The organism is Geobacter benzoatilyticus (assembly GCF_017338855.1).
GTDB lineage: Bacteria > Desulfobacterota > Desulfuromonadia > Geobacterales > Geobacteraceae > Geobacter > Geobacter benzoatilyticus.
In genome coordinates, this window is the sequence record NZ_CP071382.1 from 2,521,125 (window position 1) to 2,535,646 (window position 14,522).

Annotated in this window: 15 protein-coding genes; all 15 read left to right on the forward strand. The window is 55.1% G+C overall.

The genetic code is table 11. The features are described from left to right. The first annotated feature begins 81 nt into the window (after positions 1 to 81). The 15 genes from rpsB (at position 82) to pssA (ending at position 14,434) form a co-directional block, all read left to right on the forward strand. Positions 82 to 837: a 30S ribosomal protein S2 gene (gene rpsB / locus JZM60_RS11540; protein ID WP_207162605.1), complete on the forward strand. Its 756-nt coding sequence runs from the start codon at positions 82 to 84 to the stop codon at positions 835 to 837. An 89-nt stretch (positions 838 to 926) separates the two neighbouring features. Continuing rightward, positions 927 to 1,577, forward strand: a complete 651-nt coding sequence (gene tsf / locus JZM60_RS11545) for a translation elongation factor Ts (protein ID WP_207162606.1) — start codon at positions 927 to 929, stop codon at positions 1,575 to 1,577. 95 nt (positions 1,578 to 1,672) lie between these two features. Then, positions 1,673 to 2,392 carry a UMP kinase gene (gene pyrH, locus JZM60_RS11550; protein ID WP_207162607.1) on the forward strand — a complete coding sequence of 240 codons (720 nt, stop codon included), beginning with the start codon at positions 1,673 to 1,675 and terminating at the stop codon, positions 2,390 to 2,392. Position 2,393: 1 nt separating this feature from the next. After that, positions 2,394 to 2,951 carry a ribosome recycling factor gene (gene frr, locus JZM60_RS11555; RefSeq protein WP_207162608.1) on the forward strand — a complete coding sequence of 186 codons (558 nt, stop codon included), beginning with the start codon at positions 2,394 to 2,396 and terminating at the stop codon, positions 2,949 to 2,951. A 121-nt stretch (positions 2,952 to 3,072) separates the two neighbouring features. After that, the gene (locus JZM60_RS11560) at positions 3,073 to 3,813 is read left to right on the forward strand and encodes an isoprenyl transferase (protein WP_207162609.1); all 741 of its coding nucleotides are present in this window, start codon (positions 3,073 to 3,075) and stop codon (positions 3,811 to 3,813) included. A 2-nt stretch (positions 3,814 to 3,815) separates the two neighbouring features. Beyond that, positions 3,816 to 4,646, forward strand: coding sequence for a phosphatidate cytidylyltransferase (locus tag JZM60_RS11565; RefSeq protein WP_207165580.1), 831 nt, complete (start codon positions 3,816 to 3,818; stop codon positions 4,644 to 4,646). Between the two features lie 18 nt (positions 4,647 to 4,664). Next, positions 4,665 to 5,819 carry a 1-deoxy-D-xylulose-5-phosphate reductoisomerase gene (locus JZM60_RS11570; RefSeq protein WP_207162610.1) on the forward strand — a complete coding sequence of 385 codons (1,155 nt, stop codon included), beginning with the start codon at positions 4,665 to 4,667 and terminating at the stop codon, positions 5,817 to 5,819. A gap of 31 nt (positions 5,820 to 5,850) precedes the next feature. After that, positions 5,851 to 6,918, forward strand: coding sequence for an RIP metalloprotease RseP (rseP, locus tag JZM60_RS11575; RefSeq protein WP_207162611.1), 1,068 nt, complete (start codon positions 5,851 to 5,853; stop codon positions 6,916 to 6,918). 1 nt (position 6,919) lies between these two features. Then, complete coding sequence (gene tsaB, locus JZM60_RS11580; RefSeq protein ID WP_207162612.1) at positions 6,920 to 7,612, forward strand: tRNA (adenosine(37)-N6)-threonylcarbamoyltransferase complex dimerization subunit type 1 TsaB; 693 nt, start codon at positions 6,920 to 6,922, stop codon at positions 7,610 to 7,612. A gap of 176 nt (positions 7,613 to 7,788) precedes the next feature. Beyond that, positions 7,789 to 9,450: a dihydroxy-acid dehydratase gene (gene ilvD, locus JZM60_RS11585; protein ID WP_207162613.1), complete on the forward strand. Its 1,662-nt coding sequence runs from the start codon at positions 7,789 to 7,791 to the stop codon at positions 9,448 to 9,450. A 73-nt stretch (positions 9,451 to 9,523) separates the two neighbouring features. After that, a complete protein-coding gene (gene ilvB, locus JZM60_RS11590) occupies positions 9,524 to 11,224 on the forward strand; it encodes a biosynthetic-type acetolactate synthase large subunit (protein ID WP_207162614.1) in 1,701 nt (566 codons plus the stop codon). A 57-nt stretch (positions 11,225 to 11,281) separates the two neighbouring features. Continuing rightward, complete coding sequence (gene ilvN, locus JZM60_RS11595; RefSeq protein ID WP_207162615.1) at positions 11,282 to 11,773, forward strand: acetolactate synthase small subunit; 492 nt, start codon at positions 11,282 to 11,284, stop codon at positions 11,771 to 11,773. A gap of 67 nt (positions 11,774 to 11,840) precedes the next feature. Then, positions 11,841 to 12,857 carry a ketol-acid reductoisomerase gene (ilvC, locus tag JZM60_RS11600; RefSeq protein WP_207162616.1) on the forward strand — a complete coding sequence of 339 codons (1,017 nt, stop codon included), beginning with the start codon at positions 11,841 to 11,843 and terminating at the stop codon, positions 12,855 to 12,857. 150 nt (positions 12,858 to 13,007) lie between these two features. Then, positions 13,008 to 13,664, forward strand: coding sequence for a phosphatidylserine decarboxylase family protein (locus JZM60_RS11605; protein WP_207165581.1), 657 nt, complete (start codon positions 13,008 to 13,010; stop codon positions 13,662 to 13,664). Beyond that, complete coding sequence (pssA, locus tag JZM60_RS11610) at positions 13,661 to 14,434, forward strand: CDP-diacylglycerol--serine O-phosphatidyltransferase (protein ID WP_207162617.1); 774 nt, start codon at positions 13,661 to 13,663, stop codon at positions 14,432 to 14,434. The genes JZM60_RS11605 and pssA overlap by 4 nt, the downstream gene beginning before the upstream one ends. Positions 14,435 to 14,522: the final 88 nt, after the last annotated feature.

Below are 14,522 nucleotides of genomic sequence, written 5' to 3' on the forward strand. Positions count from 1 at the left end.
TCTGTCCGGCCGGTGGTGCCCGCAATTGTTGCGGGTTCCGGTTGCAGGGGAAGCGGAGGCACAACCAAAAGGAGATTGAGTATGTCGAACGTAACAATGAAGGAGCTTCTGGAGGCCGGGGTACATTTCGGCCACCAGACCAAGAGATGGAATCCGAAGATGAAGCCGTACATTTTCGGAGCGCGGAACGGTATTTATATTATTGACCTCCAGAAAACCGTCCGTCTGTTCAAGAATGCCTACAGCTTCGTTCGCGAGTGCGCCCAGGCCGGTGAGACGATTCTCTTTGTCGGCACCAAGAAGCAGGCTCAGGATGCAATCGGCGAAGAGGCAACACGCTGCGGCATGTTCTATGTGAACCAGCGCTGGCTTGGCGGCATGCTCACCAACTTTGCCACGGTCAAGCAGAGCATCGATCGCCTCAAGCGTCTTGATGCCATGTTCGCCGACGGTTCCGTTGAGGTTTATACCAAGAAGGAAGCTCTCCAGTTGGAGAAAGAGCGCCAGAAGCTTGAGAAGACCCTTGGCGGTATCAAGGGTATGGGCAAGATTCCCGGCGCCCTCTTTGTCGTAGACCCGAAGAACGAGACTATCGCCATCAGTGAAGCCAAGAAGCTGGGCATTCCCGTTGTGGCGGTTGTCGATACCAACTGCGACCCGGATCCGATTGATTACGTCATCCCCGGCAACGACGATGCAATTCGCGCGATCCGCCTCCTGACCTCCAAGATGGCCGATGCGATTCTTGAAGGCGCACAGGCTCGCGATGCCCGTTTGCAGAGCGATGAGGAAGAGGTTGCCGCTGCCGAGGCCGAGCCGGAGCAGACCGAGGCATAAGAGTCCATATCCCCTCGGGGGTGTGAGTCTATACTAAATTTAAAGAACGGGCTGACGCCTGGCGCGTCGTCCCTGTCTGGGAGGATACAGTGGGTATCACAGCTGCACAGGTAAACGAGCTGAGAAAAGCTACCGGAGCAGGACTCATGGACTGCAAGAAGGCCCTGGCCGAGACCGATGGCGATCATGAGAAGGCCATTGACTATCTCCGGAAAAAAGGTCTTGCCGCCGCTTCCAAGAAGGCCGGCCGCGTTGCTTCCGAAGGGATGGTCGGTTCCTACATCCATGCCGGCGGCAAAATCGGGGTCCTTGTCGAAGTTAACTGCGAAACCGATTTCGTTGCGCGCAACGAGAATTTCCAGGTCTTCGTTAAGGATATCGCCATGCACATTGCGGCGGCTGCTCCCCAGTTCGTGCGTCGCGAAGAAGTGTCGGCGGAAATCGTGGAGCGCGAGAAGGAGATCTATCGCGCCAAGGCGAGAGAAACCGGCAAGCCCGAGAACATCATCGAGAAGATTATCGAGGGACAGGTCGGAAAGTTCTATTCCGATATCTGCCTTCTTGAGCAGGCTTATGTGAAGGATCCTGACAAGACTGTTCAGCAGTTCCTCAATGAGGCTATTGCATCCATTGGCGAGAATATTTCAATTCGTCGCTTTGTCCGGTATGCATTGGGCGAGGGACTTGCGAAGAAGGAAACCGACTTCGCGGCCGAGGTTGCTGCCGCAGCAGGTCTGTAAGAAGGAGAACGGGCCGGCCTGCAATGGGGCCGGCCTTTTTTTCGCCTTTATCGGAAACGTGATGTTAATCAAGCAGGCGTGAGGGCTGCAACAAAATGGGAAAACCTTATTACAAACGCGTTTTGCTGAAACTTTCCGGAGAGGCTCTTGCCGGCGACCAGGGGTATGGGATAGACCCCCAGACGATTACGGCCATTGCTGCCGAGATCAAAGAGGTTATTGCCACCGGAGCGGAGCTTGCGCTTGTTATCGGTGGCGGGAACATCTTTCGTGGGCTTGCAGCTTCATCCAAGGGAATGGATCGGGCCAGCGCCGACTACATGGGGATGCTGGCCACCATGATCAACTCCCTGGCCATGCAGGATGCTCTGGAAAAAATCGGAGTTGATACCAGGGTACAGTCGGCAATTGCGATGCAGGAGGTTGCCGAACCGTACATCCGGCGCAGGGCCATGCGCCATCTTGAAAAGGGAAGAATCGTGATCTTTGGGGCAGGTACCGGTAACCCCTATTTCACGACCGATACGGCAGCCAGCTTGCGTGCCATGGAGATCGGGGCCGATGTGATTCTCAAGGGGACCAAGGTCGACGGCGTCTATTCGGCTGATCCCAAAAAGGATCCGACTGCCCAGAAATACCCGCAGCTTACATACCTGGAAGTTCTCAAAAAGGGTCTTCAGGTTATGGATGCGACCGCCACCTCGCTCTGCATGGACAACAATCTTCCCATAATAGTTTTCGACATCACGGAGTATGGCAATATCAAGAAAGTGGTGTGTGGAGAAGAGATCGGCACCGTTGTGAAAGGAGAATAGCATGACGAAAGATGTCATTGCCGACATGAAGGCACATATGGACAAATCCGTCGATTCGCTCCGCCGCGAGTACCAGAAGGTGCGCACCGGCAGGGCTACTACCGGCCTTCTGGATGATATCAAGGTTGAATATTACGGGAACCCGTCGCCGCTCAATCAGGTCGCGACCCTGTCGATACCCGAGCCGAGGACGATAACCATTCAGCCATGGGAAGCCAAGTTGATTCCGGTGATCGAAAAAGCGATCATGAACGCGAACCTCGGCTTTACCCCGGCCAACGACGGCAAGACCATCCGTATTACGCTTCCGGCTCTTACCGAAGAGCGCCGGAAAGAAATCGTAAAGTCCCTTAAGAAGATGGCTGAAGATGCAAAGGTTGCCGTCCGTAACATCCGTCGTGACGGCATCGACAGCCTTAAAAAACTGGAGAAGGACAAGCAGATTTCCGAAGATGACCTGAAGCGTGCCGAGAAGGATGTGCAGGACGTGACCAACGCATGCGTGGCCAAGATTGATGAAGTCCTTGCCCACAAAGAGAAAGAGGTTCTTGAGGTCTGATGTAGCGTAGATATAGAATGTGAAAGGCTTTTCCGCTTTTTTGCTTGCGCGCTAGGTGCTTTTGTGTTTAAATCTCCTTTAACCCCTCAATTAAAGGGGATTTTTTGTTTCTGGATATACTATGTACGGTCTCTCACACGATAAACTTCCTCGTCACCTTGCTGTCATTATGGATGGAAACGGCAGGTGGGCACAGGAACGGATGCTAAAGAGGATACTCGGCCACCAGAGGGGGGTCGAGACGGTGCGGGTTATTGTTGAGGAATGTTCGCGTCTCGGTATCAAGTATCTAACACTCTTTGCTTTTTCCGCCGAGAACTGGCTTCGCCCCAAAACCGAGGTGAAAGCCCTCATGTCTCTCCTCAAGAAATACATCCGGATAGAAACCTCCCGGATGATTGAGAGCAATATCCGGTTCAACGTGATTGGTGCCCGGGAGGAACTTCCGCCCGATGTCGATCAGCTTGTGCAGGAAGCCATTGAACGGACTGCCGGCAATACCGGCATGGTGCTCACGCTTGCACTTTCATACGGTGCGCGGCAGGAGATAATAAACGCTTCCGAGCGTATTGCCGCAGATTTGGCTTCTGGGCGCCTTGCCGTTGCCGATATAAACGAGAAGGTTTTTTCGTCGTACCTGTTTACTGCGGGGATGCCCGATCCTGATTTTCTTATCAGGACGAGTGGCGAGATGCGCATCAGTAATTTCCTTCTCTGGCAGCTTGCCTACACCGAACTTTACTTTACCGATGTCAACTGGCCTGAGTTCTCTGCTCAGGAGCTTCATCGCGCTCTGCACGATTATCAGTCCCGCGAGCGGCGTTTCGGCCGCACGAGTGCCCAGCTGCAGAACAGGAGCTGACCATCAAGCGTCTACTGACCGGGGCAATTGCCCTCCCGCTGCTGATACTGTTCATCCTTAAGGCTGGTGTAATTTCTTTCACTTGCTTTGTCAGCCTTGTTGCGCTGCTGGGTCTGGGGGAGTATTACCGGATGGCGCTTCCGGAACGGAAGATTCCCGGTTTTGTTGCTTCCCTGGCCGGCGCTCTCGCCATGTTTCTCTTTGTCAGCCCCGATTTTCTTCAGCGCTTCATTCCCCGTGACGGAGGCAATGGAGTGCTGTTTCTGCCCCTCACCGTTGTATTCCTTGCCGTCGCGATTTATCTGCTCTTCAGCATCAGGGACATCAGACAGAGTGCAGCCGAGGCGGCGCTGTTCTGGTTCGGGTTCGCATACGTGCCGCTGCTTCTTTCCCACCTGGTTCTGTTAAGGGGGCTCCCCAACGGGATCGAGTGGGTCTTTTTGATGCTGCTCATCGTCATGTCCGGCGATACGGCTGCATACTACGTCGGCAGCAGTATTGGAAAGCGCAAGCTCTATCCGATAGTGAGCCCCAACAAGAGTGTCGAAGGAGCTGTTGGCGGCCTATGCGGGAGCCTTGCTGGTACTTTGATAGCGAAGTTCACGTTCTTCCCTGAACTCACCGGTGTCGACTGTGTGGTTACAGCCCTTGTCGTCGGAGCTTGCGGGCAGATCGGTGACCTGTTCGAATCGCTTCTCAAGCGCAGTTTCGGTGTTAAGGATTCCGGAGTGATCATTCCCGGTCACGGTGGTATTCTGGATCGGCTCGACAGTATTCTCTTCGCTGCCCCTGCGCTTTATTACTACGCCTATCTGGTAGTCATCGTCCGATAAGCTTCCTGAAGAGGGACAATGAAAAAGCTCACTATTCTTGGTTCTACAGGTTCCATTGGTGTCAGTACTCTGGAGGTTGTTTCCGCGTACAGGGATCGCTTCCAGGTGGTTGCCCTTACGGCGGGCTCCAACCTGGAGCTTCTCAAACAGCAGATCGAGGCATTTCGCCCCGGCCTGGTCAGCGTGCTGAACGCCGATCTTGCCATGCAGTTGGACCGTATGCTTACGGGGCCGAAACCGGAGATCCATCATGGGGTTCCCGGCCTGATTGCCGCAGCCACAGCCGGAGAGAGCGATGTCGTCGTTGCCGCCATTGTCGGTGCGGCCGGCCTGGTGCCGACTGCCGCCGCCATCAGGGCCGGCAAGGATATCGCCCTGGCCAACAAGGAGACGCTGGTCACTGCAGGCCGCATTATCATGGACCTCGTCAAGGAGAAGGGGGTCGGGCTCTATCCAGTAGACAGCGAGCACTCGGCGGTATTTCAATCCCTTGAAGGGCAAAGCAGGAAGGACGTAAAGCGGATTATCCTGACTGCGTCCGGGGGGCCTTTCCTGAATCTGCCCCTTGAAAACCTCCTGCGCGTATCGATTGCCGACGCTCTTAATCACCCAAACTGGAGCATGGGGCAAAAGATTACCATCGATTCAGCAACCATGATGAACAAGGGGCTGGAGGTAATCGAAGCCCGCTGGCTCTTCGATACGCCGGCTGAGCGTATTGCCGTCAATATTCACCCCCAGAGCATTATTCACTCCATGGTCGAATATGCGGATGGCTGCGTCATGGCGCAGTTGGGAGTTCCCGACATGAAGGCGCCCATTGCCTATGCATTGACTTATCCCGAGCGGATACCGACTGGGGTTAAACCTCTTGATCTGACGGCATTGTCCGGGCTAACCTTTATGGCTCCTGATTACCGGCGTTTTCCGGCCTTGAAATTGGCCTATGACGCATTAGCTGCCGGAGAGAGCATGCCTGCGGTTATGAACGCCGCCAACGAGGTTGCTGTCGAGGCCTTCCTTAAGGGGAAAATCGGTTTCACCGACATAGCCACATCCATTGCTCGAACCATGGATAATCATGAGCCACGGTCCATTGCCACCGTTGAGGATGTTCTGTCGTTTGACTTGTGGGCAAGGGGCAAGACCAGGGAACTCCTTGGGTTATCCTGAGTCACATCCGTAACCAATTTAGAGGCACCAGATGACCAGCATTGTTTCGGCAATTATTGTTCTTGGGATTCTCATTTTCGTTCACGAGTTGGGTCACTTCATCTTCGCCAAGCTATTCGGCGTTGGAGTTGAGAAGTTTTCCCTCGGGTTCGGGCCTAAACTCATCGGCAAGAAGATAGGAGAGACCGAGTATCTTCTCTCCGCGTTCCCCCTTGGGGGATATGTGAAAATGGTGGGCGAGGGTGGGGAGGGGGAAATCCCGGAAGAGGAGAAAGCCCGTTCCTTCGCAGAAAAATCACCACTGCGGAGAATCGGCATCGTTGTTGCCGGTCCCGGTTTCAATCTGATCTTTGCCTGGTTTCTTTTCATCGTCATTTTTATGCTCGGTGTCCCGTCGGCAACTACCAAGGTTGGCGAGGTTGTAAAGGATAAGCCCGCTGCCCGGGCGGGTATGGTTGCCGGTGACGTGGTCACGGCCGTTAACGGTAAAAAGGTAGCCCGGTGGGAGGAAATGGCCGCCGAGATATCGGCGGCGAAAGGGCAGGCGCTGGATATCGAGATCAGGCGTGGTGCCGTAACCAAGACGTTTCGAATTGTCCCTGAAACAAGGACGGGCAAAAACCTCCTTGGCGAGAATGTTACTTCTCCCGTCATAGGAGTGGTTGCTGCCGGTGAGACGGTCATTGACCGCTATCCCCCCATTGAGGCGTTCTCGCGTGGAAGTTCACAGACGTGGACCGTCATCGAACTGACGGCCCTCTCTCTGGTGAAGATTGTCGAGCGGGCCATCCCCCTGGATACCATTGGCGGGCCTATCATGATTGCCAAGATGGCCGGCCAGCAGGCCGAAGCCGGTGGCGTGAGCTTTCTTGCCTTCATGGCGCTGCTTTCGGTCAACCTGGGAGTGCTGAATCTTCTTCCCATCCCCATTCTCGATGGTGGGCACCTGATCTTCTATCTTTGGGAGCTTGTCTTCCGCAAACCGGTCAGCATGCGGGCCCGTGAAATCGCCCAGCAGGTCGGCCTGGCGCTTCTTATCGGGTTAATGGTGCTTGCTTTCTACAATGACATAGCACGCTACCTGGTGGGGAACGGCTAGCGTGAAGCTTCTCACCGTCGACACTTCGACGTCTACCTGCAGCGTTGCCCTTACCATTGACGGACGCTTGGCGGCAGAGTCCCTTTTTGACACTGAACGGACCCTGTCCGAAAGGCTTCTTGCTTCCGTCGATGCGGTCTTGCGGGATTCCGGGATTTGCCTGGACGATCTCGACGGTTTTGGAGTCTCTCTGGGCCCGGGCTCCTTCACCGGAGTCCGGATTGGGGTTTCCACCGTCAAGGGGTTTTCTCTGGCGACAGGGAAGCCGGTTGCCGGTTTTTCGTCCCTTTCCATGCTCGCAATGAACTTTCCTGCATGTTCGCTCCCGTTATGTACGCTTTTTGATGCCAGAAAGAAGGAGGTCTACGCAGCACTGTATCGCTGCGGGGCCCTTCCGGAGCAGATAATTGCCGACCGTGTAATTTCTCCGGAACGTTTTCTGGGGTTGATTGAAGGCCCGGCCCTCTTTGCCGGCAACGGGGCGCTCAAATACAGGGCTCTCATTGAAGAAACCCTTGGCGACCGAGCCGTCTTTGCTCCCGACCACTGCCACCAGCCCCGTGCCGCCGCCGGTGCCGTACTTGCACTTGAGGCGTTTCGCGCGGGCGGCCTGCTGCCGTTGCCTGCCCTGAATCCTACCTATATTCGCCCTTCCGAGGCGGAGCTGATGCGAATGATGCAGAAAACACTATAACGCCATTTTAATGGTGTTGACAGCCTCCCCATGATGTACTATTTTCATACTTTCCTGTAGCGTTCCAATATGTTTGAGTTGTTTGAATTTTTGATTAATTTTGCGAAACAGGCTGTGACAACGAAGGTACTTCTTGGGAATAGACCCATCTGATATTTCAACCCAGAGGATTTCAAATGCGTAGTGACACCATAAAGCAGGGGCTTGAACGGACTCCGCACCGTGCTCTCCTCAAGGGGACCGGCGTTCCCCAGAGCGAGATGTCGAAGCCGTTTATCGGCGTTGCCACCAGTTTCACCGATCTCATTCCCGGCCACGTCGGCATGCGCGACCTGGAGCGGTTCATAGAGAAGGGGATCCATACCGGTGGCGGTTATGCCTTTTTCTTCGGTATTCCCGGTGTCTGCGATGGAATTTCCATGGGGCACAAGGGGATGCACTATTCCCTGCCGACCCGCGAACTGATTGCCGATATGGTGGAGTCGGTTGCTGAAGCCCATCGCCTTGACGGCTTGGTACTCCTCACCAACTGTGACAAGATCACCCCCGGCATGCTGATGGCGGCGGCGCGTCTCAACATTCCCGCAATAGTCGTGACTGCCGGCCCCATGATGGCAGGCCGCGGTACCGACGGCCGCCGGTTCTCGTTTGTAACCGATACTTTCGAGGCAATGGCACGCTATAAGGCCGGTGTCATCGACGATAAAGAGCTCCAGGTCTGCGAAGAAAACGCATGCCCCGGCATGGGGTCGTGCCAGGGGCTCTTTACTGCCAATACCATGGCAATCCTCACGGAAACTCTCGGCATGAGCCTTCCCCGCTGCGGTACTGCCCTGGCGGTTTCCGCTCTCAAGCGGCGCATTGCCTTTGCCTCGGGCGAGAAAATCGTGGACCTTGTTCGCAATCAAGTTACCCCGCGGCAGATTTTGACTCGCGAGGCCTTCGAGAATGCCATCCGGGTGGATCTCGCCCTCGGCGGTTCATCCAACACGGTCCTCCACCTGCTGGCCATCGCCCGTGAGGCCGGGGTGGATCTTCCTCTGGAGACCTTTGATGTTCTTGCAAAGGAAACCCCGCAGATTGCATCCATGAACCCGGCGGGAGAGTACTTCATGGAGGATCTCGATGCCGCCGGCGGAGTTCTCGGGGTGCTTAAGCAGCTTGGCGACGCTGTCAAGGACAATCCCACGGTCATGGGTCTCAGCACCCGTGAAATGGCTTCCACGGTCCAGTCTGTGGATGAGCGGGTAATTCGCCCCGTGTCCGACCCGGTCAAAAAAGAGGGCGGCATTGCCGTCCTGTTCGGCAATCTTGCCCCCAAGGGGGCCGTGGTCAAGCAGTCCGGGGTCTCGGCGCCCATGATGCAGTTTGAGGGGACCGCCCGTTGCTTTGATTCTGAAGAAGCTGCCATGGCCGCTCTCATGAATGGGAAAATTACCTCTGGCGATGTGATGGTCATTCGCTACGAGGGACCCAAGGGGGGGCCGGGCATGAGGGAGATGCTTGCACCGACCGCAACCATCATGGGGCTCGGACTCGGCGACTCAGTTGCCCTAATCACCGACGGCCGTTTTTCCGGCGGTACCCGTGGGCCCTGTATCGGCCACGTTTCTCCCGAGGCCGCCGAAGGGGGTCCCATTGCCCTGGTTGAAGAAGGGGACAGAATCAGGCTCGATATCCCCAACCGGAACCTGGAGCTTCTCGTGGATGAGGCAACCCTGGCAGAGCGGCGGAGCCGCTGGGTTGCTCCCGAACCCAAAATCAAGACCGGCTGGCTTGCGCGTTATGCCAAAGCGGTAACTTCAGCATACACCGGTGCGGTTACTACGGCCGATTGAGAGGGGTTTCCCCGGAGCAGTATCAGAATCCGCTTTTATTCCACCAGTTTGATTTCCCTCTCTGGAGGTTCACATGAAAATGACAGGCGCACGGATACTCTTGGAATGTCTCAAAAAGGAAGGTGTTGACACCGTTTTCGGCTATCCTGGCGGGACGGTTATCAACCTTTATGACGAGCTATTCAACTTCAAGGACATCCGTCATATTCTCCCCAGGCACGAGCAGGCGGGCGTTCATGCTGCCGACGGGTATGCCCGGTCAACCGGCCGGGTCGGCGTTGCCATTGCCACTTCCGGTCCGGGTGCCACCAACACGGTTACCGGCATCGCCACGGCCTACATGGACTCGATTCCACTCGTGGTAATCACCGGGCAGGTTCCTACTGCCCTTATCGGCAACGATGCATTCCAGGAAGTGGACATCATCGGGATTACCCGTCCCTGCACCAAGCATAACTTCCTGGTGAAGGACGTGAACGATATCGCCACTATTGTCAAAAAAGCCTTTTATATTGCCAGATCCGGGCGTCCCGGCCCTGTTCTGGTGGACCTCCCGAAGGATGTCCAGATCGCCACGGCCGAGTTCAGCTACCCGGAGACCATTGAGCTCCGCAGCTATAAACCGACCGTTGAAGGACACCCAAAACAGATTGAAAAAGCGGTCTCGATGCTCCTGGCGTCCAAGAAGCCGGTCGTCTACGTTGGAGGGGGGGCCATTTCCGGCGATGCTGCAGGTGAACTCAGCGCCTTGGCCAATAAGCTCCATCTTCCGGTTACCACAACTCTCATGGGACTCGGCGCATTCTCCGAGGATAATCCGCTTGCGCTCAACCTTCTCGGAATGCACGGTACCTATTACGCCAATATGGCTGTAACCAATTGTGACCTGCTCGTTGCCGTGGGGGCGCGATTCGATGACCGGGTGACCGGTAAAATTGCTACGTTTGCCCCCCATGCGAAGATCATCCATATGGACGTCGATCCCACCTCCATCCGGAAGAATGTCCGTGTTGACCTGCCGATTGTCGGGGAAGTGAAAGATGTCCTCGGCCGCATGCTCAAGACGGTTGAAAAGAACGGCGACAAGCTGGCCGCGTTCCACGAGGGAATCGAACCGTGGATTGCCGAGATCCAGGAGTGGAAGCAAAAGCATCCGATGACCTATAAGCAAACCGCCACCGTGATCAAGCCCCAGTTTGTAATCCAGAAGCTTCGCGAGCTTTCGGATTCCAATGCTATCGTGGCCACCGATGTTGGGCAGCATCAAATGTGGACGGCGCAGTTTTTCGGCTTCCGCGAGCCCCGTACGCTTCTTTCTTCCGGAGGGCTCGGCACCATGGGATTCGGACTTCCGGCAGCAATGGGGGCTCAGGCGGCCTTTCCGGGCCGTCAGGTCATAGCCATCTGCGGCGACGGCGGTTTCCAGATGAACATGCAGGAGCTTGCAACCCTGGTGCAGAACCGGCTGCCGGTCAAGATAGTTATTCTCAACAATAACTTCCTCGGCATGGTCCGGCAGTGGCAGGAGCTTTTCTTTGACAAGCGCTATTCCCAGACCTGCATGGAGCTCCCCATCGACTTCATCAAGCTTGCGGAAGCATTTGGCGCCACGGGATTCCAGGCGACCAAACCCGATGAGGTTGAAACCACCATCAAGAAAGCATTCGAAACCCCGGGTCCGGTCATTATGGAATTCAAGATTGCCCGCGAGGAGAAGGTTCTCCCCATGGTACCCGCGGGTGCATCGCTCAATGAAATGGTGCTCAACGCTTAAAGAGTCATTCCGCTCGCATATGCTTGAGATCTGTCCTGCTTTTCAGGAGGTTTTTTCATGAAACATACGATCACCGTCATGGTGGAAAATGAATTCGGTGTGCTTTCCCGGGTTGCCGGCCTCTTCTCCGGCCGCGGGTTCAATATCGACTCTCTGTCGGTTGCGCCGACCAACGATGAAACCATCTCCCGTATGACAATAGTTACCCGTGGGGATGACCAGATTCTTGAACAGATATCCAAGCAACTCAATAAGCTTATAGATGTCATCAAGGTTATCGACTTCACCGAAGGTGAGGCTATCGAACGTGAAATGGCCATAGTAAAGGTCTCTGCCGAGGATGCCGGCCGGGCGGAGGTTCTCAGGATAGCCGACATCTTCAGAGCGAAGATTATCGATGTGACGCCCAAGTCCTACACTTTAGAGGTGACTGGCTCTCCGGCCAAAATTGACGCAATTCTTGAGCTGCTTCGCCCCCTCGGATTGAAGGAGCTTGTCAGAACCGGTCCGGTCGCCATAGGCCGTGGCTCAAAGGGGTGGAAAGGGTAGCCGTTATTCCCACTGTGCATCGAACGGTGCGCAGATAAATGGATTCAATACACGCGAGGAGGAAAGAATGAAGATTTACTATGACAAAGACTGCAATATGGGCGTACTCAAAGGGAAAAAGGTGGCCATTATCGGCTACGGCTCCCAAGGACATGCCCATGCCAATAACCTGAAGGATTCGGGTATCGATGTGGTGGTGGGGCTCCGCGCCGACTCCGCTTCGGTTAAAAAGGCAAGTGAAGCCGGGCTGACCGTGCTTCCCACCTCTGAAGCGGTAAAGATCGCCGACGTGGTTATGCTGCTTCTCCCGGATGAGACCCAGGGTGACATCTACCGTGAGGAAATCGGCCCGTTCCTCAAGCAGGGCGCTTATCTGGCATTCAGCCATGGCTTCAATATCCATTTCGGACAGATTGTTCCGCGTCCCGACGTGAACGTCATCATGGTTGCTCCCAAGGGACCGGGTCACCTGGTTCGCCATGAGTACACCAAGGGGGGCGGCGTGCCGAGCCTCATTGCCATTCATCATGACCCGGCCGGCAATTCCCGCGATGTGGCACTGGCCTACGCCTCTGCCAACGGTGGCGGCCGCGCCGGCATCATCGAGACTTCTTTCAAGGAAGAGACCGAAACTGACCTCTTCGGTGAGCAGGCGGTGCTCTGCGGCGGCATTGCGGCCCTGATCCAGGCTGGCTTTGAAACCCTCGTTGAAGCTGGCTATGCTCCGGAGATGGCTTACTTCGAGTGTCTTCACGAAACGAAGCTCATTGTCGATCTGATCTACGAAGGCGGTATCGCCAACATGCGGTACTCCATATCCAATACGGCCGAGTACGGCGACCTTACCCGCGGACCGCGCGTAGTCACCGGCGAAACCAAGAAGGAAATGAAGAAAATTCTCGACGAGATCCAGACCGGTCAGTTCGCTAAGGAATGGATGCTTGAGAACAAGGCCAACAAGCCGGTCTTCACGGCGCTTCGCCGTAAGGGGGCCGAGCATCAGATCGAAGAGGTAGGCGCACGCCTGCGCTCCATGATGTCGTGGATCGGTGCCTCAAAGATCGTAGACAAGTCGAAAAACTAGCAAGATATCAAAGCGGACCCAGGGAGGCCGGATGCGGGAAGAGGTTGGTAATCCTCACCGCGTCCGGCCTTTTTGCGATTTGTTTTAGATTACTGTCGCAACGAAGTGGTTGTTTGGTTTATGATTGTTGAATAAAATTGAGGTTTAATGATGCGCAACACAAATACTCCCATTGCCGTAGAGGGATATCCTTTTGTGGCAGGGGCTGTGGTGATCACAGCGGCTCTGTCCCTGATCTCTTGCAAAGTCCCCGTGGTTTCGCCCCTGGCGATTCTCTTCGGGCTACTTACGCTCTTTGTTGTTTTTTTCTTCCGTAATCCCGGGCGGGTTACCCCCGCTGACGAAAAAACTGTGATCGCGCCTGCCGACGGCGTTGTAATCTACCAGGGGATTGCCCGCGAGGACCATCTCGGGGAAGAGATGACGAAGATCAGTATTTTCATGTCGGTATTCAATGTGCATATCAACAGGGTCCCCATAACCGGCACGGTATTGGACACCTTCTATACAAAGGGTAAATTCCTTGATGTTCGCGATGAGCGGGCGACCTTCGAGAACGAGCAGGCCGGCCTGGTCATTGAGACAGCAGAAGGAAAGAAGATGGTTGTGGTTCAGGTGGCCGGGCTCATTGCCCGTCGCATTGTCTGTTACGCAAAGAAGGGGGATCAACTTGTTCGGGGCCGGCGGTATGGCCTCATACGTTTTGGCTCCCGCCTGGATGTCTATCTCCCCCGTGATACCGCTTTGAACGTGAAAATCGGCGACAAGACCGTCGCGGGTGAAACTGTACTGGGGACTCTGCCATGAGTGGTGAGAAGATCGATATGAGCGAGAGTATGCGGAAAGGTATTTACATCCTTCCAAACCTCTTTACCACCGGAAGTCTTTTTGCCGGATTCTACGGCATGGTTGCCACCATGAATGGCGATTTCAAGACCGCGGCGCTCTGGATACTGATATCCTCGGTCTTTGACGGCCTCGACGGCAAGGTTGCACGCCTTACCGGGACTGCCAGTAAGTTCGGGGTCGAGTATGACTCTCTTGCCGATGTGGTCGCTTTCTGCGTCGCCCCGGGCCTTCTCATGTACAAATGGGCGCTTCAGCCCTTTGGTCGCCTCGGATGGCTTGCCTGTTTCCTCTTTGTGGCATGCGGGGCGCTACGACTGGCGCGCTTCAATGTCCAGGTCAATACGGTTGAGAGCAAGCGCTTCGTGGGGTTGCCGACTCCGGCAGCTGCCAGCATGGTTTCGGCCATGGTCCTGCTCTTCTACCATTTCGGTTGGCCAAGTTCTTATAAAAAGCTGGCAATTCTGATACTTATCTACCTCCTGGCGTTTCTGATGGTCTCAAACTTCCGCTATTACTCCTTCAAAGACCCGGAAATGATAAAACGGCAACCATTTGCCATACTTGTTTTTGCGGTGCTGCTCCTGATTGTCATTGCGGCAGAGCCTGTTGTCATGCTCTTTGTGATTTTTCTTGGGTACACGTTCTCCGGGATCATTGGCTTCCTCATGACATGGCCAAGGCGGCGACGGCTTGAAAAAGCCATTCATCAGAAGCACAGCAAGGAATAAGGTTGAAGGGGCTCTTTGGCCAACGGTAATCAGCTCTTTTCTTTGATTAAAGCGAACAATGTTTGAATAGTTGGAACCTTTTGAAATC

Excerpts from the sequence above, each read along its gene's own strand:
- JZM60_RS11570 (WP_207162610.1), top strand. The coding sequence starts at position 4,665 with ATGAAAAAGCTCACTATTCTTGGTTCTACAGGTTCCATTGGTGTCAGT.
- ilvC (WP_207162616.1), top strand. The coding sequence starts at position 11,841 with ATGAAGATTTACTATGACAAAGACTGCAATATGGGCGTACTCAAAGGG.
- pssA (WP_207162617.1), top strand. The coding sequence starts at position 13,661 with ATGAGTGGTGAGAAGATCGATATGAGCGAGAGTATGCGGAAAGGTATT.
- ilvB (WP_207162614.1), top strand. The coding sequence starts at position 9,524 with ATGAAAATGACAGGCGCACGGATACTCTTGGAATGTCTCAAAAAGGAA.
- ilvN (WP_207162615.1), top strand. The coding sequence starts at position 11,282 with ATGAAACATACGATCACCGTCATGGTGGAAAATGAATTCGGTGTGCTT.
- frr (WP_207162608.1), top strand. The coding sequence starts at position 2,394 with ATGACGAAAGATGTCATTGCCGACATGAAGGCACATATGGACAAATCC.
- ilvD (WP_207162613.1), top strand. The coding sequence starts at position 7,789 with ATGCGTAGTGACACCATAAAGCAGGGGCTTGAACGGACTCCGCACCGT.
- JZM60_RS11560 (WP_207162609.1), top strand. The coding sequence starts at position 3,073 with ATGTACGGTCTCTCACACGATAAACTTCCTCGTCACCTTGCTGTCATT.
- rseP (WP_207162611.1), top strand. The coding sequence starts at position 5,851 with ATGACCAGCATTGTTTCGGCAATTATTGTTCTTGGGATTCTCATTTTC.
- JZM60_RS11605 (WP_207165581.1), top strand. The coding sequence starts at position 13,008 with ATGCGCAACACAAATACTCCCATTGCCGTAGAGGGATATCCTTTTGTG.
- pyrH (WP_207162607.1), top strand. The coding sequence starts at position 1,673 with ATGGGAAAACCTTATTACAAACGCGTTTTGCTGAAACTTTCCGGAGAG.
- rpsB (WP_207162605.1), top strand. The coding sequence starts at position 82 with ATGTCGAACGTAACAATGAAGGAGCTTCTGGAGGCCGGGGTACATTTC.